Here is a 24,192-nt window from a genome sequence, read left to right on the forward strand (position 1 = left end):
TTCATATTCACGACTGGTATTTACTCACCGATATGCGCATAAAAAAAAGAGCTCCTAGGAGCTCTTTGTGTTTTCAGTTTCATCAAGCTATCAGTTTCAATAAACCAAAGCTTACTTGTTATGGTTCTCTTGAAGTTTCTCCATTACCTGATCCAAGCTAAAGCTTGCTGCTTTTTGGCGTGGTGGGTATTCAGCAAATGTTTCTAAGAATTTGCCCACATACGCTTGTGCAGGAACGAACATATAAGCATGGTCTAGCAACCAGTCATAATAGGTATTCGACGTAATATCTGCGTTTTCGTATGGGTCCATACGCAAGTTAAACAGCTTAGGAAGACGTAACGTCACGAACGGTTCTGACCAAATCTGCATCGTACCCGTTGCACGCTGCTCCATGAACACCGCTTTCCATTGGTTGTAACGAAGCGCCGCTAAATCACCGTCATCAGTAAAGTAGAAGATCTCGTGACGACGACCTTTTTCTTCTTCACCGGTTAGGTAAGGCAGGAAGTTATAACCATCTAGGTGGACCTTGAACGTTTTGTCACCCGCAGTATGACCTTTCAGCAGTTTCTCTTTGATTTGATCATCACCAGCGGCTGCAACGAAGGTCGGCATCCAGTCCATGTGGTGCATAATTTCGTTAGAGACACTGCCCGGTTCAATCTTACCCGGCCAACGAACCATTGCTGGCACACGGTATGCGCCTTCCCAGTTGGTATTTTTCTCACCACGGAACGGCGTTGTACCGGCATCAGGCCAAGAGTTCATGTGTGGACCATTATCTGTTGAGTAGAAAACAATCGTGTTGTCTTTGATACCCAACTCATCCACTTGCTTCAATAGTTGGCCAACGTGTCGATCGTGCTCAACCATACCATCGGCGTAGTTACCAACGCCTGTTACACCTTTACTGTCCGCTTTCACGTGCGTTCTAAAGTGCATACGTGTTGCGTTCCACCAAACGAAGAAGGGCTTGTCGGCTTTCACCGCACGATCCATGAAATCGAGTGCCGCATCGAGTGTTTCTTCATCAACGGTTTCCATACGCTTACGCGTTAGTGGGCCCGTATCTTCAATCTTGCCATCAGCAAATGATTTGATTACACCACGCGGGCCAAATTTCTTACGGAACTCTGGGTCGGTTGGGTAATCTTCATTTTCTGGTTCTTCCTCAGCATTCAGGTGGTAAAGGTTGCCAAAAAATTCGTCAAACCCGTGCGCTGTTGGAAGGAATTCATCTTTATCGCCGAGGTGGTTTTTACCAAATTGACCGGTCATGTAACCCATCGGTTTAAGCATTTCAGCAATGGTTGCATCTTCTGCTTGAAGGCCAATATCGGCGCCCGGCAAGCCTACTTTACTCAAACCGGTTCTAAGTACACTTTGACCCGTAATGAACGTAGAGCGACCTGCGGTACAAGATTGCTCTGCGTAGTAATCCGTAAACATCATGCCTTCTTTGGCGATGCTATCAATGTTCGGAGTTTGATACCCCATTAAGCCAAAGGTGTACGCACTGACATTAGATTGACCAATGTCATCACCCCAAATGACGAGAATATTCGGTTTTTCTGCTGCGAATGTGGTGGTGGAAGCCGCCATCATCGCAGTGCCCAAAATCGCTAATCGACGTTTGACGCCATATTTCGCTGTCATAGAAACCTCTTCGTTAGTTATTTGCATCCTGCCCTACTACCTATAGTCCATTTTTTACGCATTCGCGAGATTCACTAACTTATTAATCTTTTTGTCATTTTTCTATTTTCGATAACCCGCAAATGACCGATAAATTTACGTAAGCAAACATGACTAGGATCACACATACAAATTGAAGGGACATTTCACTCATTAGAACTAAATCATTTAGAATCATTAAGTTAGCACCTACCCATAACATTTAGTTATAACCACTATAAAAAGACAGCATCCATTTTTGAGATTAATGTGCGCTCATCGATGTGTTGTTCTAACGCATTAATCTTAAAAGTAAATGGAGTCCTTATGGGTACTAAAATTAATAAACTAGCATTAGGTGTTGGCTTATTAGCAGCTTCTTCAGCGGCAACAGCAGCAGAAAAACCAAACATTCTTGCTATCTGGGGTGATGACATTGGTGTGTTTAACATCAGTGCTTACAACAACGGTATGATGGGTTACGAAACACCTAACATCGACCGTATTGCTAACGAAGGCGCACTGTTTACCGATCACTACGGTCAACAGTCTTGTACTGCAGGTCGTGCTGCATTCCTAACAGGTCAAGAACCATTCCGTACTGGTCTTCTGACTATCGGTATGCCAGGTTCAGACCATGGTATTCCAGATTGGGCTCCAACTATCGCTGACCTTCTTAAAGAACAGGGCTACATGACTGCTCAGTTCGGTAAGAACCACATGGGTGACCAAGACAAACACCTTCCAACGAACCACGGCTTTGACCAGTTCTTCGGTAACCTATACCACCTAAACGCGGAAGAAGAGCCAGAGACATACTACTACCCTAAAGACCCTGAGTTCCGTAAGAACTTCGGTCCTCGTGGTGTAATCAAGTCGACTTCTGACGGTAAAATTGAAGATACAGGCCCTATGACGCGTAAGCGTATGGAGCATGCTGATGAAGAGTTCCTAGAAGAATCTCTTGCGTTCATGGAAAAAGCAGTGAAAGCTGACAAACCATTCTTCATCTGGCACAACACAACACGTATGCACGTGTGGACTCGTCTACAAGAAAAATACCAAGGTAAATCAGGTATCAGCATCTACGCAGATGGCATGCTAGAGCACGATGACCAAGTGGGTATCCTTCTAGACAAGCTTGATGAGCTTAAAATCGCAGACAACACAATCGTAATCTACTCTACCGATAACGGTGCAGAGACAGTATCTTGGCCTGATGGCGGTGCTACTTACTTCCACGGTGAGAAAGGTACAACTTACGAAGGTGGTATGCGTGTTCCTCAGCTAGTTCGCTGGCCTGGCACTATCAAACCGGGAACTAAGATCAACGACATCATGAGTCACCAAGACTGGATCCCGACTCTACTAGCAGCTGCTGGTGATGATAAAGTGGTTGAGAAGCTAGCTTCTGATAAAGGCGCGTCTTACAACGGTAAGAACTGGCGTGTACACCTAGATGGTTACAACTTCCTACCTTTCTTCGAAGGTAAAGAAGAGAAAGGCCCTCGTGATAGCATGCTTTACTTCTCTGCTAACGCTGAGCTAAATGCGGTACGTTGGAATGACTTCAAGATCTCATTCGCAGTTATGGATGGTAACATCACCAACGCTGTTCGCTTCCAACCAAACTGGCCTCAAGTAGTACATCTACGTGCAGACCCGTTCGAAAAAGCACCACACGAATCTGGCATGTACCTACGTTGGATGGCAGACAACATGTGGCTATTCGTACCTGTAGGCGGCAAAGTACAAGAGTTCATGAACACGCTACCTGACTACCCTATGCAGCAAAGCCAAGTGTTGAACCCTGGTAACTTCAACCAGAATGCTTACATGCTTCAAGGTAAACTTAAGCAACTAGAAGCAGCGGCGGCACAAGCTAAGTAATCATTACTTTATGCTAAACAGTCACTGACTAGATTGAAGCAAAGCCGTGATAGCCATTTCGCTATCACGGCTTTTTTGCATCTACTAACTATTAAGTCTGTATTAGCTATTAAGACTGTATTAGTTATTAAGTCTAAAAACTGATTTCTGAAATACCCCTGATTTGAATCGCACACATGATTGAAACACCGCGTTCGTTACAATAAATTTCCTGCTCAGTCATGCCTCGCTGATGAACACCAAATCCCAAGCCTTAAGTTTCAACCTTTGGTCACCTTCCTCATAGAACGAAGTTCTAACCCCTACGCTTGCAAGATTTCGATTATGAAACTAGATTTATATTTATGTACTTATCGTTCACAGAGTAAGTGAGCTCAGAAGGATTTTGAGCTGACAAAATGGTCTAAATTCAGATGGAACTAATGCGATGAAAACTCCATATTTGGTAGGAATCGGCATTGCTGTAACGTGTATTTCAATCGCAGCCTTAGTTTATGATGCTGCATCGTTCGACACTCACCATTACCATGATGAGGAAAACAAAACACCCCCTTCCTTAACTAGCGAGCATTCACACAAAAACACGAGCGCTAACACAGGTATCAGCAACAACACAGGCATTAGCAACACAGGCGTCAGTTCTTCTAGTTTGCAAATTTTCCCAATTCCCGATTCCACAGAAATTGACCACAAACTCGCAAGAATCGGGTGGGCACTGTTCAAAGATCCTAACCTCTCCTCAAATCAAAGCGTCAGCTGTGAAAGTTGTCATAGCTTACAAACGAATGGAGCAGAAGTGATTCCTGTCTCTATTGGCGTCAATGGCGCTGGAATGCGAAATTCACTCACGGTCTTTAACGCTGTCTTTAACTATCGATTCTTTTGGGATGGACGAGTGAACAACCTTGCTGACCAAATTGATGGCCCGGTGCACAACGTCGATGAGATGGATTCCAACTGGGAACTCATTACCAATTACGTCTCCCAGTCGGATGACTATATCGATATGTTCCAAGCAGAACAGATACCCATTGATACTGCGTCGATAAAGGCCGTTTTAATTGAATTCATGCAAGGGCTAACCACCCCAAATGCGCCATTTGATCAGTATTTACGTGGTGACACGAATGCCCTTTCTGAAACCGCACAACGCGGGTGGGAAACCTTTCAAGAAGAAGGCTGTATCCGTTGTCATCAAGGCACCAATATTGGTGGAGGCATGGTGATGCGATTCGGATATTTTGGGTTATCAAAGACAGGAGCAGAACGAAGTGAAGATCAAGGCCGCTTTATGTTTACTGCTCAACCTCAAGATAAACATCTGTTTCGTGTCGCGAGCCTTAGGAATGTTGCGATTACGGCCCCCTATTTTCACGATGGACAGACCGCTACGTTAGAAGAGGCGATTAAGATTATGGGAGAGAGCCAGTTAGGAAAAACATTTGAACAACAAACCATTAGCGACATCAAAGTGTTTCTCGAATCTCTCACCGGTAACCGCCCTCAAATGTTAGTGGAGTTTGAAAATGAATAGAATACGGCTCATATTCTTACTCTTTCTGGCTTTATTCGCTGGCTTAATCAGTTTGCTGACTCTCACCTATTTTGAGCATGAGAAGATCGCCAAATACGGAGGGGTAGCTCGAGAATTAGGGCATGAAGTGCTTGAGATGCGGGACCAAATCACCAGTAATGCCATTGCAGGGATCTCTAACCCCTATCAGCTTTCAGCAAGCCTCGTGAACTTAGAAAAAGAACTGCAGAAACTCAAACAGAGCTATCAAAATACCAACATCCACTCCTCTTTATTTAGTGGGTTACCTACCGAACAATTACTCGATAATTTTTACCTGTCTTCGATGTCCAACATTGATACATTGGATAACCTTGTCGGTTTAAGTGTTGCACGTCAGTTCATCCTTCAATCTCTTACCAAGCGACTGATGGAAAGCGATTCTTTATCATCGACATCGAGGATTAAAAGCGATCTTCTTGCTAGCATACTTCAAGTTGAAGCCGACCTTCCTCTGCAAGAAGAAGATTCAGATTTAGCACAACTGACGACCACATTTACTGAGCTACATTTACAGCAAGGGGAGTTATTGTCAGGGATTCTCTCCGTTAAAAGCATGGAATACCTTGAACACGTTGAGCATGAGTTCACGAACCTACAAGATCAACTTAAAGGGCTTATTATTAAGCTTTTAGGGATACTTTCCATTCTGATCTTCGCATTCTCGTTTTCCATTTTTATCCTGCGAATCTTTGAGTTAAAACGCAACAACCTAGCCTATCAGCAAGCCGCGGATACTGCGCAAAAAGCCAATGAAGCCAAGTCTTTGTTCCTCGCCACTATGAGCCACGAGTTAAGAACGCCAATGAATGGTGTACTCGGTATTGCCCAGATCATCAAAGATGATTCACAAGAAGCGGATACCCGTAAGCAAGCACAGGTGATCATTGATTCTGGCCAACACTTAGTCACAATTCTTAATGACATTTTGGACTTTTCTAAGGTCGAACAAGGGAAAATGGAGTTGGAATACAGCCCGTTCTCAGTCCGTGATGTTGTCACCCACCTCGATAAAACACTCACTCCTCTTGCGGCTGACAAAGGCGTCACTTTTGCGATAAAAGATAACATCCCATCGAATATTCAATTAATCGGCGACCCGGCTCGTACCCGTCAAATACTCTTCAACCTCGCGGGGAACGCGGTCAAATTCACGGAATCAAGAAAAGTCGAGGTTCAATTCGAGATTGCCAAAACCACCCCACCAAGCGTGAATATTTTAATCACGGATACCGGTATTGGGATTGCAGAAGACAAGATCGACCATATATTCACAGCCTTTGAACAAGCCGAGCTTTCAACAACACGTAAGTTTGGCGGAACAGGTTTAGGCCTATCGATTGTGAAACAATTGGTCGAGCTGATGGGCGGAAACATTGTAGTGACTAGCCAACTGAATGTCGGGACTCAGTTCTCATTGTCTTTACCACTCGAAATAAAAGAGCTTGCAACAACAATAGAGGAAAAAGTCGAAAGCAAGGCCAATATGGCTCTCGAAGACTTCACCGTCTTACTCGTTGAAGATAACAAGATAAATGCCATGGTTATCAGAAAATTCTGTGAATCCCTCAACTTATCGGTAGAGAACGCTTACGATGGATTACAAGCACTCGACAAGTTAGCCTCTAACCAATATGACTTGATCATCATGGACAACCACATGCCGAACATGAGCGGTATTGAAGCGATACAAAAAATTCGTAACGAGCTCAAGCTAACGACAGTGGTCTTCGCCTGTACTGCGGATGTCTTCAAAGAAGCACATGATGAGTTCCTTGTATCTGGAGCCGATTTCGTTCTCACTAAACCCCTGCAAAAGAACAGCTTACAAAATGCCATCAACGAATTTCACGAGCAGTTCGAGATACACAGAAATCAGATAGCTCGAGCAAGCAGTAATAGCGCCCGTCATCACGACAACAATATCACCGTGTTAACTCGTTACCCCAAAAACAAGCTACCCATTACTGAAGAAGAGATATCTAGGAGTCAATTACTCGTTGGAAACGAGCTTGAAAATGAAGATAAGCTCGAGTGTTTAGAATCGCTGGTGAGTGACTTAGAAAGCCAAATTGACGCACTGATAGAGATATTTTCAACAGCTAAGCCTGACGATTTACGCAGTACGTTACATGCAGTAAAAGGCACGGCCACTGAATTCCAAATGACAGAGGTACTTGAGCTTGCGGGGTCAGCAGAATATACGACCGAACAACATCTCATGCCAGAGGCAGAGTTACTTCAACAGCTGATCAATCGATTGATGGTGAACAGCCACCAAGCTACGCGTCTAATACACAAACTCCATCAGCAATCTAAACCACAAGAAATGAAGCATCGAAATAACTAAGCTAGCTATAACGCATACAACCTTATAGTTTGCGTGAATAAGCACCAATTACGCTTTCAAGATCTGCCCTTACGTTAAGTTTCGGTGAATTTTACCAAATCGAGACAAGGCAACTTGAAATACTTCGTTCTGCATGAGATTGTAAAAATATCTCACTAAAATAACTGTATGATTATGAAAACATTACAATCCATTGCGCTGCTTTCCACAATTATCGTAGCACCACACGTGTTAGCTGACGTGACAATTGAAGTTCCTTCTAGCGTAGATGTCTTAGCGGTTAATGAAGCTAAGCCAGATCTTGACGGTAGTCTTTTCTCTTCTCACAAAACGCTAACCGTTCCAGACGGCCAAAACCAAATCGTATTCCAATATCAACTGGCTTTTGATAAAGGTAACGACCGTGAGTTTGTTGATAGCGACGCTATTATCGCAACTTTTAGCGCTACTGACGCCGCATTGACGTTTGATATGCCTAAATACCGTAATACAGCTGAAGCGAAGAAAGGTTTTGAAAACCTAGATTGGAAATTGGTTGATGAAGACCAAAATGCAATCAGTGTTAAGCAAGACAAGCTAGTGAAAGATGGGATGCAGATTGGTCGTAAATTCCCTCAAGAAGCGAAAGAGTACAACAAGAAAGGCGGCATTGCAGCGCTCGCTATGGGGACAGCAGCAGGCGCAACAGCGGCCGTTGTTCAACCAGTAACGCTACCAGCAAAGATCGACGCAAACGCGGCGAATACTGCTGAAGAAATGCTTTATTTTTGGTACGACAAAGCTGACGCTGAGACTAAACAAAAATTCAAAGATTACGTGAACAAGTAGATCGATTTATCGCTCGTTCAAACTAAAAAAGCTGGCACATCATGGCCAGCTTTTTTGTGTCTATTTTTATGGATCAGCTTCTGTGAACAAGCGTCTGTGAATCAGTTTTTATGAATAAGCTTCTAGACATATGATCCCATGCATAGAAGCTTATTCATTAGCGTTCGCGCTAAACATGTTCGGCAGTGAACACTTCTCCATCAATTTTGATAGGCCAACCCAATAGTTCATATTCAGCAGCCAGTAAATGTGCACAACGGCTCGATACTCTGGTTCTAATCCAGTCACCTATCCCACAGACTTTGTACTCCAAAACGGCCATTTTCATAACATCTCACTCCACTTAAATTTATAAATACAGAGTGCAAGTTATAGAGATAGTGGAAGCATGTATGTTCCAAAAGGAACACAGCACTGCAGTTTACTCATAAAGTTGTACATGTTCTGTCCTCAATCATCAAACTGAGGTTTAACTGACTAAGATGATTGAAATGACTGAAATCATTAGACGATTAGGACTTTATATCTTCGACGGGGTTTCGCATCATCAAGTTCATTGGCGAAATACGCGCGTAAAGCCCTTTTACATCCGAGATGAACACTTTGCCTCTTTGAATGGTCACCAAACCTGCTTGTTCAATGCCTTTCAGTACTTCATTTAACCTCGACCTTGAGATCCCCGTAATCGTGCTCAATTGAGTCTGTGACACATTGATACTGACCGTTGCGCCCGTTACGTTGGTTTGACGAGCTGCGAGCTCTAAGAGTACATAGATGGTTTTCTGTTCTTTCTCATGAATCGATGAGAGGTAAGCCTGCATCCAAATAGATTGTGCTCTGGTTCCACAATGAAGCAGCCACTTGAAGACCATACACTGCTCTTCTGCCAGTTCTAACACCTTCTCAGCAGGAAAAAGTACCATAGTGATGGGTTCGACTTCTTCTGCGACGGCAAATAGGTTGTATTCGGCATGAATTGTCAAAGCGCCCATCCAATCGCCTTTACCTATCACACCACCAGAAAGGCTCTTCATGTTCTCAGTAGAAAAGCAGACCCCTGCAGAGCCGCTGAGAATATAAAAAACACCTGGCAGGTTTTGAAATTTTTGTGTGATCTCTAGGCTATGAATTCCTGTCTTGTAAACAGCAATCTCAACCAGACTGTCGATCAAGTCTTGTGGCAAATCACACGGCCACTGTATTTGTTCACTGATTGTTGGTTCTAGCAACGGTTTATTCCTCCTCCGACAATCGCTGTATAAGGTAAACGCTGTATCTCCAGATCATTAGATCTCTTTTAAATGTAGTTCATCATTTCGGAGGCAAGAGGTTTTTATTCAGATAAAATCATATATCTTAGTAGCTTAAGTCATTTACTTAGTTGGCGAATCATAGGTAGGAGAAACAAAAAACGACCAACAATGGCTGGTCGTTTATATTTTTGTGAAGGGTAAAGGGTAAATTGCAGAAGACCGGAGGCTGTAAGCTAACTTTTAATAACCTGCCTGCTAATTACCTCTCTATTAGAAAGCTAACTGTTAGCTACCTCATCTATGCAGAACTAACTAGAGATCACCTGCTTGATCAAGGTACGCTTGAACCACACCTCGATACTGCTGCTTCAGTGATTCTTCGATAAAGCTAGCTTCAATGGCATTCAAAGTAAACTGCGCCAACTCTCGCTTCGTCATCTCATGAGCTAGGCTCACAGCGTTGAAGTTATCCGACATGTAGCCACCAAAGTAAGCGGGGTCATCTGAATTTATTGTCACAGCAACGCCTTTTCTCAGCAGTTCGACAATGTTGTGCTCTTCCATTACATCGAACACACGCAATTTAATGTTAGACAATGGACACACAGTCAGCGGCATTTTGGTTTCAATTAATTCGGCTATCAAAGCGTCATCTGTCATGCACTGCACACCATGGTCTACTCGGCTTACACTGAGCATTTCAATGGCATCCACGATGTTTTGAGCAGGTCCTTCTTCTCCTGCATGAGCCACAGTCAGAAAGCCCGCTTGTTTTGCTTGTTGGAATACACGCTTAAACTTCTCTGGCGGGTGGCCGAGTTCTGAGGAGTCTAATCCAACCCCAACGATTTTATCTTGATGCTTGAGCACATCAGCGAACGTTTGGATTGCGCTCTCTTCAGACAGGTGACGCAAGAAGCAGGCAATAATTTGAGACGTAATACCTAGCTCTTTTCGACCGCATTCAAGCGCACGATGAATGCCGTTAATGGCCGTGTCGAATGCAATACCACGATCCGTATGAGTCTGAGGATCAAAGAAAATCTCTGTATGAATAACATTATCCGCTTTACAACGCTCTAAGTACGCCCATGTTAAATCATAGTAATCTTGTTCAGTGCGCAGCGCATCAGCACCTTGATAATAGATATCGAGAAACGACTGCAAATCGTCGAATTCGTATGCGCGTCTTAGTTGCTCTGGGGATGAATAAGGCAGTTCAATGCCGTTGCGTTGAGCCAGTTGGAAAAGTAACTCGGGTTCGAGTGAGCCTTCAATGTGTAAATGCAGCTCTACTTTTGGAAGACCTTGAATAAATGCGTTCATATTTCACCTACTATGGATTTTAGGTGTGCACTTACTCTGAATAATAGACAGGATGTTTTTTGAACGCCATTACAAAGAGTAAGAACACAATTGTGATCTAAACCCTTCGTAATCAGCACTTTGCGGGAGCTGGTAGAGACCCCCAAACCATATCATTGGGGTTATACGAAGCAAACGGTTGCTACTATACAGCGTTCAGTCGGAATTTCACTAACCATTTACTCAATAAGCTAATAAGAGTTTGGCACACGAGAGCGAGTTTATTCAGAACAACATTCGACTCTTGGGTTGACACGCTTAGGTTGACACACTTAAGTTATTACCACTATTTTTGTCTTAAACAACCAATGACGGTCAATATGATAGATAACCAATTCGATAGCTTTGAAGATTTGCTTTCCCACCAAACCAACATTTTGACCGCTTGCCAACCCAAAGATTTCGATAGCACTTTTTCCTTACTAGCAAGAGAAGCGCTCGCTTGGTTTAAGCTCGACAGGCTTACCCTATTTCCAAACTCTATGATTCTTTTGGACACAGGCAAGAGTATTTCCGTATCAAAAACAGACACTCCGCCGCTTGAAATGGAACGCTTTCTAAAAGGTAACTATCTTGATTACCTTAAGCTTTTGCGTTCAAAAGAGTGTTGGCAACTATTCCCAGAAGAGACACTTGAGAACCACAAGATAGACCCGTTACGTGTACTTTACGAAGAAGGTGCGAATTGGCATGGGATTGTGAGCCTTTCATTATTTGGACAACAATGGGGCGCTATCGGCTTCTCACGCTTCAACCGCTACGACACGCCTATTGAAACGACGGACATGACGCGAATCAAGCTGCTCAGTGATATTTGGCTCTGCTTTTGGCAACACTCTAAAATGACGCGCAGTGTAACCAGTGACGAAGCCGACAATATTAACGAAAGCGAAAAGCTGTTATTGCTGACCAAAAAGCAATGTACGGTTCTGACTCAACTGGCCCAAGGTTATACGGCAAAACAATGTGCCGAGATTCTGTTTCTGAGCCCACGAACGATTGAATCCCACAAATACCGCATGTTAGATATTTTAGAACTCGATAATCACACTGAACTGATTCAATTTGCACTGCGCAACGGTTTTGGGATCGACAATAAGTAGCCCTATCATCAAAAGTAATCCTGTCATTCAACATGCCTTCCCAATCAATATAACGTCTCAGATAACATAAAGCCCCAAACAACGAACTGTTTAGGGCTTTGAGCTATTGCTATTGCATTCGCTATTTCAAACCGGACGGGTCACTAATAATCAAAGGTAGTCAGGTCTAATTCTCGACATCATCAACATATCAATGTATTTCCCGCCTTTGAATGTGCTCAGCCTTTTGGTGCCTTCTAATTGAAAACCGACGCCTTCATAAAGAGCAATCGCACCGTGATTATCGGCATGAACCTCTAACTCAAGTCGAACAAGATTGAGCCAGTTATCGGCTTGGTTGATTGCTTCTTGCATTAAGGTCTTACCGACCCCTTTGCCGTGCATATCCGGATTAATCGCTATCGCAAGGCCAGCGCAATGCCTGTCTCTTACCTTCGTCGTCATAAATAAAGTAATGTGGCCGACGACTTTGCCAGACACTTCCGCAACTAAAGTAAAATGGTCTGAGTGACCAAAAAGTCGCTCCACTTGGTCAGAGCTAAGGAAAGGCTTTTGAGAAGTATTCTCTAATACTGACGAGTGTCGATAAATATCAAAAATATCTTGGTTGTCGGTGGATTCAAGATGTCTAATTTGTATTTCCAAAGCGCTTCCTTATTATCTGATCCTAGATTTAAACTATTTTTCATATTACGGATAGCAGCGAGCACCTACAACCTTAAAGATTATAAGTGCTCGAAATAATTAAACAGATAATAAAAATTAACTAAATCCTAGCTTTAGATAACCATTCACAATGCCTAACCCTTAGAATTTATAGTCGACACCAACGCTCGCGAGTACCTGTTCGGAACTATAAAAGTCGATATTGGAATCAATCGTTCTTAAACCCAGTAAGGTGATAAACGACCAATCTTCATAGCCCATCAAGCCACCAAATTCATAAGCTAAAAATGCACCGTATTCGTTCTCTTCTCGAGTTTTTCCATAAATAGGATTCGCTTCATCGTACTGACGATCACTGGCATCCAATGTGACAACAAAGCCATGACGACCGATTCTCTTCGCGTAATTCAATTCAATACCGTAGCTGTCAAAGCTGAGTGCACCGCCTTCTGCATCTGAATTGAAATACACCATAGAAGGTACTAACAAACCTGATTGGTTTGGCAATATAAAGCGGTAGCCAGCTTTGGCATACAGATAGGTTCTTTCCCTATCTAAAAGCGCTATTTCTTCACCAGTTAATCCCGCTGAGTTTTGTGAGCCCGACAACTCATCATCCACATCAGATTGACCAATCGCGAAATCTGTTTGGAAAGCGGTTCCTCCGATATTAGTCAGTTGCAGTCGTCCAACATTACCCTTCACATCGGTTTCGTTTCGATTAACACCAACGGCATAAGGATCAGACCAGGCTTTACCAGAAATAAGCGTCGGTAACACAGAGAAATCCAAGATGGTCCCGCCTGAGAGTTGATGTCGATAACCAATCTCAAACGCAATGGTACCCGTTGCAATATCCTCTCGCGTCGTACCGGCATAAACTTGATGAGTCAGGGATTCACCAAAGGTATATTGAACGGTTCCAAGAAAACCCAGTAACCCTTGGTTCTCGCTATCTCCTTCCATGGTATTGCTTGTTTGGTTCGAATTTTGTTCGGTACTCAAATTGCTGCTATCTGAGTAGAAACCGGCCAAAACACTGAAGTTACCGCTGAAACCTTCACTCGGGGCAAGGCCACTATAAGCAGGCATTGAAGCAAATGCCGAAAACACCACTGGTAAAACAAACCTCATATTCACATCCATTATTTGAATAATCACCCGTTAACTATAAGTATAAAAACAGAATTATAACAAGTATTTAACCATGCAGATTTATCCTTCCGGTGACTTTGGTTGTCGAAGTAAGCGACTTAAGACAGCAATAAGTTGATCTATCGCTTTTGAGCTTTCGTAATACATCTCGGAAATCACAGACAAACTCAAAGGACTACAATATGTTTAATCATTTAAGCAAAACTCTGTCAGTACTGGTTGCAATTCTTCTTTTCACGGCTTTTGCTCACGCTAACCATCACGGTATGAAAAAAGACATCGTCGATGTGGCCGCTGAAAACGGCTCGTTCACAACCTTAGTGGCGGCGGTAAAAGCGGCAGGCTTAGTGGATACACTGAAAGGCGACGGCCCTTTCACTGTGTTTGCACCGACTGATGAGGCTTTCGCTGCATTGCCAGAGGGAACGGTCGACATGCTGTTGAAGCCAGAGAATAAAGACAAGTTAGTCGCAGTACTAACCTATCATGTAGTACCCGGGAAAATAATGGCAGCTGAAGTAATGAAACTGAACAGTGCAGTGACAGTTCAAGGTGAAGCAGTAATGATTGGAATAGATCACGGCAGCGTGATGATTAACAAAGCCAAGGTCGTAATGCCAGATGTAGAAGCAAGCAATGGTGTTATCCATGTGATTGATACTGTGTTGCTACCAAAGTAACCAACAGCTGAAGTTAGTAATAAGCCTTCAAAAATTATCTAAAGGGTGTGAGTAGATCACACCCTTTTCGTGTTCAGAGCCAGTTGAATTTCATAATCAAAGAAGGCGAACTTTCTGTAACGAGTAAACTTAGACAAACAAGCGTCCAAATATCAGAAATGCCGCCATCGACACAACCTTGGTAAATACCACCACCCAGATGCAATCACCAATACTTGAATGCGTTGCCTTCCCGAGTAGAAAGACAAACAGAATTAGTCCTAGAGCCCAACCCACTGTTGGAATCAATGACACCAAAGCCACGATAACGGCAATAGTAAGAAGAGATTTAAAATCCGCCACGACGAACGACATTTTTGAGGCAATATACATACAACATGCCGTGATTAATGCGTCCATTACAAACGCCAAAGCTTCAATTCCCACTTGGATTCCTTAAGTAAACTAAATCAGCTTGCATACTATATGTAACCCGGAAAAAGTTCTTAAGAGCGCGGTAAAAAAGCCACCAACAGATGTCGCATATTTGAGAATCATGAGAAATAAAAACTGATCATTGACGTCAGTTATTTCTTTGGTTTTTCAAAGCCTTTGGTTAATGTTTTGGGACGAGGTGCATTCGTTTATTGATAGGAATCGGAGACATCTTTCTCTTCTCGACTGATACACAGCAGATACAGATTGATAACGACAGAAAAGAAAGAAATAACGACAACAAAGAGCGGAAATAACCCTTCGTAGCCGAACTTCAAAGCCAACACCCCTGCCGCCAACGAGAAAGAGGAAATTAAGACGAGGATCTTATTACTAAGTACAATATTCATGAGAAACACTCCTTGTTTTCACTACCTATTAGATTAGGACAAATTAGCTTGTACACAATTTGAACTCCTCAACAATATCAATAGATCCGCATAAGTAATCCTCAAAAAGGATGATTAATACTTCTTTGTTTATCACTTATACCGTGACTTTCTCCATCACGTAATTCGTCAGTTTCACACCACGCATTTCGACTTCCTGCTCATTGACTACCGTGAAGCCAAGGTGCTCATAGAAAGGTCTAGCGGTAATGCTCACCTCTGAAAAGTATCGAGAGACACCACGAATTCGACCAATCTCGAATACATGTTCCATCAAAGCTCTTCCGACGCCTTTACCTTGATATTCATGATGGCAGAAGAAATGGTCAATCAAACCACTCGGCTGAAGATCGGTATAACCAATAACGCGACCGTCTAACTCAGCCACAAAAGGTTGTATCCGATGCATACATTTTTGCCAAAGCTCAGAGTCAAAATCACTTGGCGCCCAAGCCTCGACTTGTTCTTGAGAATAGTCACGAACGTTAATGTTACGAACGGTATAAAAGTAGATCTCCCATAGCGCTTTGCTATCACTAGGTTGATAATTTCTAATTCTAACCACGACACCCCCCTTTCATATCTTGTTGATTGTCCATCTTACTGTTTACTAACGATGCTAGCGATAAAACACGGCGAGCCAAATAGTTACGACGTCTTTGTCCGTTCCAAGAACCTTGTGCTTTTCTCTCGCAGCAATGTTGATGTAATCCCCTTTTGACAGAGTAACGACACGACCATCTTCAAACTCAATAACACCTTGCCCTTCTAGCACCATGACCCATTCGTTTTCATCTTGGTCATACCAACCTTGTTCCGGAGAACTGTGCCCATGAGATAAAATTCTTTCAATCCGCACGTTCTCAGTAGAGATAAGGTCGTTGAATATTTCGTTGGGTATTGACGAAGGCACATCCGAGTAAATATTTGACATTATTTTCTCCTAAGCCACAGCACTTTTTCTGAAATAGAATCGGTAATAGCCAACTAAGTTACTGCAGATGAACAAGGCTTCCATTACTACCGCGGTCGGTGAACCAATCAGATAGTTATGCACTAACCAGAAACTGGTGCCGATGATCATTAGCTCTCTCAATCGACGATCGTCTTTATTGAAAGCAGCGAACGTTTGGAACACAGAAGCAAAGAAACTTAATACGCTAATCAACCCGGAATAAGTTAAGACTGTTGCCACCAACGACATAGAACAGAACAAGTATTTAAATTTGGGAGATGTAGAAAACACGCTCGTTAAATAACGAATTGTCGCGATGATCATCAAACTTGCCGCAGTCCATTGCTCAAGCAAAATGAAATGGCTTGAGATAAGAACACCTGCAAAAAACAAGCATGTAACGATTTTCTTCCTCTCCTTAAATTGGAATGACAACAAATCGAAACAAATAGCGATAGCGACGAGTACTTGAGACAGATAAAAGGCTGACACGATTATTCCTTAACTTGTGACCTAGTAGATTTGAGTAGTGACCTAGCAGATTTAAATTATGACGTTACAGTTCTAAATAACGGCATTGCTGTTTTAATAATGACTTCGTTGTTTTAAGAATTGCATAGAAGTTTAGACTGTTAAGGTACCACTAATAACCGTGGTTGCAGACCCAATCAGTTTTATACGGCCGTTTGGCAATAACTCTGTCGATACATACCCACCGCGGCGTGACGCTTGGTAAGCATTAAAATGTGCTTTGTTCAGTTTCTCAGACCAATACTGTGTGAGAGCGCAATGCGCTGAACCCGTAACGGGATCTTCGTTTACCCCAACCCACGGCGCAAAATAACGCGAAACAAAATCAAGCTCAGAGTTCGACGACAATGCCGTCACAACGACACCTCGGCCTTTAATACCCTTCAAGGCATCAAAGTTTGGCGTTAGATCCAATAGAACCTGTTCGCTAACAACTTCAATAAACTGCTTGGTATCGAACTCATTGAATGACACCACTTGGTCTTCACGCAGCCCTAAATATTCCAACAACTCTTTATTGGCATCCAACCCAAGATCAAGCACTGTACTTGGGAAATCGAGCTCGATTGTCGAGTCACAGACTGTGGCAGATAGCTCACCCGAAAGCGTATCAAATGTCACGACCTCCCCCACATTGACTAACCCTTTTTCCTTCATCACATGTACTGTTGCCAACGTACCGTGACCACATAATTTGACTTCAACTTCTGGTGTGAACCATTTCAACGTCATCGTATTGAGGGCTAAGAATGCCGTTTCTGATACTGCCATCTCTTCAGCAATCGAATACATCAACGACTCTTCTAAAGGTTCTTGTGAAATACAAACCCCTGCTGGATTTCCTTTAAAAGCTTGAGTAGTGAAAGAATCCACTTGATAAATTTCTAGGTCCAAAATGACTCCTTTTTCTAAGGGGAACGGGGTTAAGCCTTAAGTCGTTATCGCCACCATAAGCGTAAAAACTGAGTAGAACAACCATTGAAAAGATGCAGTTAGAATAATTCGTAGCTCCTTGCCAACATAGCTCTTTAGATGCATTGCATTAAGTTGAAGTTAAATTGGAGGCTTAAATTTGAACTATGTCTCAATTTTTAGGCTACGATCAAAGAGTTCACCTACGAAAGGGAATCCGTCAGTGAAAGCTTTATACGTTTCTATTCTTGCGTCACCTTTATTCTGGGTTGGTTCTGTTAGCGGCCAGCAACACGACATTTATCTCTATAACTGGGATGAATTTTTGTCGGATAGTGTTATTACCCAATTAAGCGACACCTATGATATTTCGTTGAAGCAACAATTTTTCTCAGATGAATCCATCAGAGATGAAGTTCTATTGAGCGAACGCCGAGGCGCTTTCGAACTGGTGGTGGTTGAAAGCGTAAAACTGAAAGCTTTAGCTAAACAGAATCTATTTCACAACCTCAGTGAATTGCAGAGCTCCCTCGCCGATAACTTTGATTCTCGCTGGGCCGACGGATGCGGGGAATATGGTATCCCTTACGCTTGGGGAACGTCTGGAATCTTGTACAGAACAGACAAAGTATCCCCCCCTCAATCTTGGAATGCCATTCTCGACCCCGACACCCAGAACAGTGGCAGAATAAGCATGTACTACGAGCCAACGGATTTAGTGAGCACCGCCTTGTTAGTCAATCAATTTGATCCCTTCACTAATGATGAACAAGAACTTCGTGTCGCCTATCAAACCTTACAAATTCAGAAGCCTCATCTCGAAAGCAATGAATACGTCGTTGACTATATCCACCAGCCAGAACGACTCACCAATATTGATTTGGCTTACGGATATTCCGGCGACAGTTATGTACTTAATGATGCAGACCCAGACGCTTCATGGGCTTATATAGTCCCTCAAGAAGGCACAACACTGTGGCTAGAGTGTATTGCCGCCATTAACAATGGAGAGATGTCTTCACAGGCTTCCACTATCTTGTCGTTTCTTTCTCAACCAACCATTGCTGCACAAAATGCAATGGACTCCTGGTTTGCAACACCAAGTTTAAAAGCGAAAGCACTAACTTCTCAAGAGTATCAAAATGATCCTGAGCTCTTCCCTAGTAAAGAGGTATTAGAACGCAGTTATCTGTATGAGCAACTCGAACCCAATAGCATTCAAATTCGTAATCGTATTGTCGACAGTTTGAGATAACCAATGCCAATATTAAAGAAGCTGTACTTTGTCTTAGTCCCGACCCTAATGTTTGTGTTCACGATTGCGGGAATCGTTACCTACAACTTTGCATCTAACCACGCCAAACACATGTATTTGGATGAGGTGCAATCTGATGTAAATACCGCTTTGGTCGCCGCTGAATATGAACAGCTAGGCTTGTCATTATTGGTCAAAGATATTGGGTCGTCATTGCAGTTCTTACGCTACATTCAAACCCCTAGTGATTACATCACTTTGTCACTTTTGGAGAAACGCGTACTCCGAGTTTTAAACCAAAATCATGTTAATCAATTTGGCCAACGCAACGTCTATATCATTGATCCCAAGTTCAATCTGACACTTTCCACCTTACGTTCTGACCCGTTCGAGGGATTAAAAATCCCCGATACTGTTTACGAACGAGTCTTCGATATATACGCGTCCTTAATGAACAAAGATGAGCTAACTCAAGAAGGTTTTTCTTACATTTCTGTTAGTGGAGGCCTGAGGTATGCCTATGTCGCAGCGATAGACCCTTATTTAGTGCCGCAAGATAAACGAACCAAAAACAGTTTAGATCGCTACATTTTGATTGCAGATGGTCCAATGAAACAAATGTCTAGCTTGATGACTCAGTATAACGGCGACGACAACATGCAACTTATGATTGAACCCTCATCAAATAAAGAGAACATTGAAAATACTCAGTTCGTTATTCAGTCTTTTGAACAAAGTGAAGACAGCATCAATGTAAAAATGACAAGCCGACACTTCCTCGCCCAAGTTGATATTCGTGAACAAAAGTTCGACCAAGAAAAAACAATTATCGCTCAACAAACCATGCTTGGAAGCCTCGCGACTCTATTTACTATCATGCTTATCGTTCACTTAGTCGTGCGTTATCAATTGGTCAGCCCCCTCAAAGACCTGCTGAATGAAATCTCCATTGGTGGTCTCAAACTTAGATACTTCAAACGCTCGTCGGGGCAAAGTGAAATTGATGGCTTAAAGAACGCCTATATAGACTCACTGACAGAATTGAAATTTGAAGCCGAGTTCGACCAACTCACCAAACTTGCTAATCGACGCTCATTCATACGTCACCTCGATGTTCGCATTAAAAGCTCTATGAAGCCCCGCTGTTATTTGGTGTGTTGGGATATCATCGACTTTCGAAAAATCAACGACCTATACGGTGCAAAGGTGGGTGATAATGTACTGATAAGCCTAGCTAAATCGCTTAAAGAAACACTGCAAAATCAACAGTCTTCTTTTGGGTTCAGTTGCAGCGATTACTCACTCGCGAGATTGGGCGGCAACCAGTTCATTGCCATCTTGGAAATGAATGAAAACCAATCGATAAACGAAGAAATAGAGAACATCAATAACACGCTAACAGGTACGACATTCCTTGATTATTATGGTTTTAGACTTTCGATTGCCACTGGCGTACTGCCAGTCGACACACCGAAATTTGAAGAAATATGGCACAGATGCATTGATGAAATGCTAATCAACGCCAAAGCGCACAGTGATGGTGAGAGCCGCATTGTTTACGGCGAAGAGCTGGTCCATACGCTGGAAAGGCACGATATTATTGAGAAAAGACTTTTGGAATGTTGTGAGAGCGACAACTTTGAACTTCGTTTTATGCCTATTTTTAATGCTCAAACACTCGATATCGACGGCGCTGAATGTCTCATTCGCTGTCCTGCCCTGTTTGACATTAAAGCAGGGCCAGATGAATTCATTCCAGTCGCAGAGAAAAGTAACTTAATCTCCAAACTCGATATGTGGGTTATAAGCACCGCAATCAGGAGCTACAAAGAGCTCTCAGAAATTCACAACTACAAAGGCACCTTATCCATCAATATATCAGCGATGGAGCTCTACAATCGTAATTTTGCCGACAACATTCGTAAAGTGATCGAACGTTATCAAGTGCCTCCCGAAAACATCATTATAGAAATCACCGAAACCAGTTACGTTAAAAGCACGAAACTGACCGTGCAAACCATAGAGAGTCTCCGAAATTTAGGACTAAAAGTTTCCCTCGACGATTTCGGCACGGGTTATACCGCGTTCAACCAACTGCTTCACTACCCTGTTGATGAACTTAAAATTGATAAGAGCTTTATAGATAATATCGTCAAGGACAAGGCTGGCCGTAAGATGGTCGAATCAATGGTTAACTTGGGGCACTCTTGTGACACCTTTGTTGTTGGGGAAGGCGTCGAATCGATCGAGCAATATCATCATCTACGAAGAGCCAACTGCGACTTAATACAAGGGTACTTCTTTAGCTCACCATTAACTTACATCGAGTTCATTGAATTTGTCCGTGACCATAACCCCCGAGCTATTCTAGACCAACAAACAACTGTAGAACCAAGCTCTCACGAAAGGATTGTGGCACTAAAGCAAAAGCAGTAACAGTTGCAGTAGCCGTATTACTTTGGAATCACAGCGGCTGATGACCATAGTCGCTTAGGCATCTTAATAACCACGATAACTTAATAACCGCGACAACTTGATCACAGCGACAAGAACCCTTCTCTTGATGTACTGAGTGATGCTCAATCATTATCTGCAGCTTAACCACAAACTATTCACGCAACATACCTTGAACAGCCAATATGCTCCTGTAAACCAATATGCTCCTATAAGCCAATGCGCACCTATAAAAAGGCGACTAAACAGAATAAGCCTTCATTAGTTCATTAGTTCATTAGTTCATTAGTTCATTAGTTCATTAGTTCATTAGTTCAGCGGAAGCTATTAGCGTTGCAATGCCAACGCCGAATATAGGAGAGGTTTAGGTAGGACAAACTAAGTGTCGGGTGGAATAGAACAATGAAAGCAAGATGAGCCTTTTGAAAAGCTTAGCCTTGCATGGATGTGAGTAACTCCATCATGTCTTTCGAACTGATGTTTTTCTTATGTCTAACTACGGCGTCAATCATCAACTCTAGGTTACCCGCCGAGATGTAATCACTGAGTACATCGTTAAATCTCTCTTGAATTTCATCACTCGCGTATAAATGGTCAGGAATAAAAAATAAAAACTGACTTCCGCTACTACGGAACGAAATTGTGCTTTCAGGAATCTTGTCGGTCAGAGACTTAGCAGCAGAACTCACCACGAGATCTCCATATTCAAGTCCATACTTTTGGTTAATTTCGCTTAAATTTCTGATACGTACGAAATAAAGGTCGAAGTTATTGTCTTTCGGGTAGTTGTTTTTGACGAACTTCATCAACGACACTCGATTTCGAAAGCCTGTGATGAAATCCGTTGAATAAAGCTTCCTTTTAATAGAGAAGTCCATATAGAAAATGATGCCGGTCATCACCAAGATCACAACAAGAAAAACACTACTGATTCGATGCACTACGACTAACTTATCAACCATTGAGGTGTTTTCTTCAATGACAGGGCTTTGTAATCGGAATTTTTCGTTAATAAAATCTACAAGTGTGTGATAACAAATATCGACTTTCTTCTGCAAAGATTCCTTCGGTAGAACCCCTTGGCTGACTAGTTTTATGGACGATTCCAAGCTCTTAAACTTCTCAAATTCCGCTGTAAAATAAGGCTTAAAGTTAGCAGATTTAATGAAATTGGAAGACTCGTTGCTATTAATTAATATATCAAAACGGCTCCATGTAATATCGTATGCTAGCCACAACTTATCATAATCAATGGTTTCAGAACGGCTTACCATTAAGAAGTTGGCGTATTCTTTTACCAATTGAAAGACGAACCAGGTTGCTTCATTTTGTCTATTTGAAAAACTCTTATTGATATCGTTAATGCGGGTAACACTATAGATATTAACGGTCAGTACCACTGCTGCCAAAGATAACACAGCGATTTTAATAGCAGTCAATGACAGCAGCTTTTTCATAGTAAACCCTTACAGATGAATATCGCGTATCTGCCAAATCATCTTGGCATGGAAGTCTGTGTTATCAATGTCAGGAGTCGAAGAAAGCGGGTAGATCAACCAATACGGCCCCTTATCCCTAACAGACATAAACTGGCCATTTTGTTTTATCGCAATGATCGGCTGATAATCATCAAAATCTTCTTTAGGTACAGCGATCTTGTAGTCATTCAAAGCAACAAAAGTGACTTGTGATGAAATGGGTAAGTCCATTGTTTCAAGCACGGTTTGTAAAGTCACACCGCTATAAACCAACTCTCCATCAACCCAAGGTAACGACGTGGTAATTTCCTTTTGAGGGAGCAATAACAGCTGTTCTCTACTTAATTGATGTTTTTGCCCTAAGTGGTCGAATACGGTGAGTTCCGATGTCGCGAAAATAGAAAATGAACACAGTGAAAGTATAAACAGAAGTGCAGTTCGCATTTTAAACTCCATTTTAAAAGGTCACTTATCTGAGTCTAGTTCATATTCCTCATTTAATTGGTGTAAGTCGCTCGCTAATTTCAGTCCACCTAACACGTTTCTTCTATATTCCATGAAATCCCATAATCCTCGGTTTACCGTGCTATTGGCGTCACTCAATTTAAATAAAAACGGCTTTTTTATGGCTAACAAGTAATCCAATTCCCGTGATGAATACGTAGTGACCGATAAAATTGACAATAAAAATGAGTAACTGAGTAGCGAGAACGCTTATGCATGCATAACCTTTACACCAAGGTGAGTGTTTTCTGAGGATCATCAAGCACTCGCTCTTTTCTTCAATAAGGGAATCAGTAATGAGATTAAATAAGCAAAAGTTTAACCCCATAACCGCACTTTCCATTCTGCTAATGACGGCTGTCATGAATCCAGTTTATGCAGAATCAAGCGACGAGCAGTTTGAGTTAGGAAAACAAAAAGCCAAGGTGTGTATGACTTGCCATGGCGTTGACGGCATCTCAACGCAAGATCCCTACCCTAACCTTCGCGGTCAAAAGGTGGGTTATCTCATTTCTTCTTTAAAAGACTATCAAACAAGAGAGAGAACCAGCGGTTTAGCGATTCTCATGCAGCAACAAGCCGATACGCTTTCAGACCAAGACATCCGCGATATCTCCTACTTCTATTCAATGCTCGGCAAGGAGTCAAATCCAGATAGCGACTCAAAATCAGACAGCAATTCAAAACTGTAGGCAAGGAG

23 protein-coding genes and 1 riboswitch are annotated in these 24,192 nt (G+C 42.5%); of the genes, 9 read left to right on the top strand and 14 right to left on the bottom strand.

Features of this window, described 5'->3' with window-relative positions; all coding sequences use genetic code 11:
* Nucleotides 1–111: 111 nt before the first annotated feature.
* Nucleotides 112–1,659 (bottom strand): arylsulfatase, encoded by a 1,548-nt coding sequence (locus QUF19_RS25665; RefSeq protein ID WP_102435034.1) that lies wholly within the window; start codon nt 1,657–1,659, stop codon nt 112–114.
* A 345-nt stretch (nt 1,660–2,004) separates the two neighbouring features.
* On the opposite strand from QUF19_RS25665, the gene QUF19_RS25670 reads away from it, so the two are divergent.
* The 4 genes from QUF19_RS25670 (at nt 2,005) to QUF19_RS25685 (ending at nt 8,318) form a co-directional block, all read left to right on the top strand.
* Entirely contained in the window at nt 2,005–3,567 is a 1,563-nt protein-coding gene (locus QUF19_RS25670) for an arylsulfatase (RefSeq protein WP_286301072.1), read from the top strand.
* Between the two features lie 427 nt (nt 3,568–3,994).
* Nucleotides 3,995–5,101 (top strand): cytochrome-c peroxidase, encoded by a 1,107-nt coding sequence (locus QUF19_RS25675; protein ID WP_286301074.1) that lies wholly within the window; start codon nt 3,995–3,997, stop codon nt 5,099–5,101.
* Complete coding sequence (locus QUF19_RS25680) at nt 5,094–7,490, top strand: ATP-binding protein (protein WP_286301076.1); 2,397 nt, start codon at nt 5,094–5,096, stop codon at nt 7,488–7,490. The genes QUF19_RS25675 and QUF19_RS25680 overlap by 8 nt, the downstream gene beginning before the upstream one ends.
* Nucleotides 7,491–7,664: 174 nt before the next feature.
* Complete coding sequence (locus QUF19_RS25685) at nt 7,665–8,318, top strand: DUF2057 family protein (protein WP_102435035.1); 654 nt, start codon at nt 7,665–7,667, stop codon at nt 8,316–8,318.
* Nucleotides 8,319–8,487: 169 nt separating this feature from the next.
* Here QUF19_RS25685 and QUF19_RS25690 read toward each other — a convergent pair whose 3' ends face one another.
* From QUF19_RS25690 to QUF19_RS25700, 3 genes are all read right to left on the bottom strand, one after another.
* Nucleotides 8,488–8,646, bottom strand: a complete 159-nt coding sequence (locus tag QUF19_RS25690) for a hypothetical protein (protein ID WP_286301080.1) — start codon at nt 8,644–8,646, stop codon at nt 8,488–8,490.
* A gap of 184 nt (nt 8,647–8,830) precedes the next feature.
* A complete protein-coding gene (locus QUF19_RS25695) occupies nt 8,831–9,547 on the bottom strand; it encodes a Crp/Fnr family transcriptional regulator (RefSeq protein WP_286301083.1) in 717 nt (238 codons plus the stop codon).
* Nucleotides 9,548–9,883: 336 nt separating this feature from the next.
* Nucleotides 9,884–10,897 carry an adenosine deaminase gene (locus tag QUF19_RS25700; protein ID WP_286301085.1) on the bottom strand — a complete coding sequence of 338 codons (1,014 nt, stop codon included), beginning with the start codon at nt 10,895–10,897 and terminating at the stop codon, nt 9,884–9,886.
* Nucleotides 10,898–10,986: 89 nt separating this feature from the next.
* Nucleotides 10,987–11,086: riboswitch (purine riboswitch) on the bottom strand.
* A 170-nt stretch (nt 11,087–11,256) separates the two neighbouring features.
* On the opposite strand from QUF19_RS25700, the gene QUF19_RS25705 reads away from it, so the two are divergent.
* A complete protein-coding gene (locus QUF19_RS25705) occupies nt 11,257–12,039 on the top strand; it encodes a response regulator transcription factor (RefSeq protein WP_286301088.1) in 783 nt (260 codons plus the stop codon).
* A 150-nt stretch (nt 12,040–12,189) separates the two neighbouring features.
* On the opposite strand, the gene QUF19_RS25710 is transcribed toward QUF19_RS25705, so the two are convergent.
* Both QUF19_RS25710 and QUF19_RS25715 read right to left on the bottom strand, forming a co-directional pair.
* Nucleotides 12,190–12,684, bottom strand: coding sequence for a GNAT family N-acetyltransferase (locus QUF19_RS25710; RefSeq protein ID WP_286301089.1), 495 nt, complete (start codon nt 12,682–12,684; stop codon nt 12,190–12,192).
* Between the two features lie 162 nt (nt 12,685–12,846).
* Nucleotides 12,847–13,839, bottom strand: a complete 993-nt coding sequence (locus QUF19_RS25715; protein WP_286301092.1) for a DUF2860 family protein — start codon at nt 13,837–13,839, stop codon at nt 12,847–12,849.
* A gap of 203 nt (nt 13,840–14,042) precedes the next feature.
* On the opposite strand from QUF19_RS25715, the gene QUF19_RS25720 reads away from it, so the two are divergent.
* Entirely contained in the window at nt 14,043–14,540 is a 498-nt protein-coding gene (locus tag QUF19_RS25720; protein ID WP_286301094.1) for a fasciclin domain-containing protein, read from the top strand.
* A 129-nt stretch (nt 14,541–14,669) separates the two neighbouring features.
* Here QUF19_RS25720 and QUF19_RS25725 read toward each other — a convergent pair whose 3' ends face one another.
* The 6 genes from QUF19_RS25725 to QUF19_RS25750 form a co-directional block, all read right to left on the bottom strand.
* Nucleotides 14,670–14,966: a hypothetical protein gene (locus QUF19_RS25725; protein ID WP_102434992.1), complete on the bottom strand. Its 297-nt coding sequence runs from the start codon at nt 14,964–14,966 to the stop codon at nt 14,670–14,672.
* A 197-nt stretch (nt 14,967–15,163) separates the two neighbouring features.
* Nucleotides 15,164–15,364, bottom strand: a complete 201-nt coding sequence (locus QUF19_RS25730) for a hypothetical protein (protein ID WP_286301096.1) — start codon at nt 15,362–15,364, stop codon at nt 15,164–15,166.
* A 136-nt stretch (nt 15,365–15,500) separates the two neighbouring features.
* On the bottom strand, nt 15,501–15,968 hold the full coding sequence (locus tag QUF19_RS25735; RefSeq protein ID WP_286301098.1) for a GNAT family N-acetyltransferase: 468 nt from the start codon (nt 15,966–15,968) through the stop codon (nt 15,501–15,503).
* Nucleotides 15,969–16,022: 54 nt separating this feature from the next.
* Nucleotides 16,023–16,337 carry a cupin domain-containing protein gene (locus QUF19_RS25740; protein ID WP_102434995.1) on the bottom strand — a complete coding sequence of 105 codons (315 nt, stop codon included), beginning with the start codon at nt 16,335–16,337 and terminating at the stop codon, nt 16,023–16,025.
* Between the two features lie 9 nt (nt 16,338–16,346).
* The gene (locus QUF19_RS25745; RefSeq protein WP_102434996.1) at nt 16,347–16,850 is read right to left on the bottom strand and encodes a YgjV family protein; all 504 of its coding nucleotides are present in this window, start codon (nt 16,848–16,850) and stop codon (nt 16,347–16,349) included.
* A 132-nt stretch (nt 16,851–16,982) separates the two neighbouring features.
* Entirely contained in the window at nt 16,983–17,783 is an 801-nt protein-coding gene (locus tag QUF19_RS25750; protein WP_286301104.1) for a PhzF family phenazine biosynthesis protein, read from the bottom strand.
* Between the two features lie 241 nt (nt 17,784–18,024).
* Between QUF19_RS25750 and QUF19_RS25755 the strand changes: the two genes are divergently transcribed.
* Nucleotides 18,025–19,056: an ABC transporter substrate-binding protein gene (locus QUF19_RS25755; RefSeq protein WP_286301106.1), complete on the top strand. Its 1,032-nt coding sequence runs from the start codon at nt 18,025–18,027 to the stop codon at nt 19,054–19,056.
* A gap of 3 nt (nt 19,057–19,059) precedes the next feature.
* The gene (locus tag QUF19_RS25760) at nt 19,060–21,492 is read left to right on the top strand and encodes a putative bifunctional diguanylate cyclase/phosphodiesterase (RefSeq protein ID WP_286301108.1); all 2,433 of its coding nucleotides are present in this window, start codon (nt 19,060–19,062) and stop codon (nt 21,490–21,492) included.
* Between the two features lie 449 nt (nt 21,493–21,941).
* Here QUF19_RS25760 and QUF19_RS25765 read toward each other — a convergent pair whose 3' ends face one another.
* The gene (locus QUF19_RS25765; RefSeq protein WP_102435000.1) at nt 21,942–22,967 is read right to left on the bottom strand and encodes a GGDEF domain-containing protein; all 1,026 of its coding nucleotides are present in this window, start codon (nt 22,965–22,967) and stop codon (nt 21,942–21,944) included.
* 9 nt (nt 22,968–22,976) lie between these two features.
* On the bottom strand, nt 22,977–23,432 hold the full coding sequence (locus QUF19_RS25770) for a putative pterin-binding protein (protein ID WP_032500264.1): 456 nt from the start codon (nt 23,430–23,432) through the stop codon (nt 22,977–22,979).
* A gap of 356 nt (nt 23,433–23,788) precedes the next feature.
* On the opposite strand from QUF19_RS25770, the gene QUF19_RS25775 reads away from it, so the two are divergent.
* Nucleotides 23,789–24,184: a c-type cytochrome gene (locus QUF19_RS25775; RefSeq protein WP_286301113.1), complete on the top strand. Its 396-nt coding sequence runs from the start codon at nt 23,789–23,791 to the stop codon at nt 24,182–24,184.
* Nucleotides 24,185–24,192: the final 8 nt, after the last annotated feature.

Source organism: Vibrio sp. FE10 (assembly GCF_030297155.1).
Taxonomy (GTDB): domain Bacteria; phylum Pseudomonadota; class Gammaproteobacteria; order Enterobacterales; family Vibrionaceae; genus Vibrio; species Vibrio apostichopi.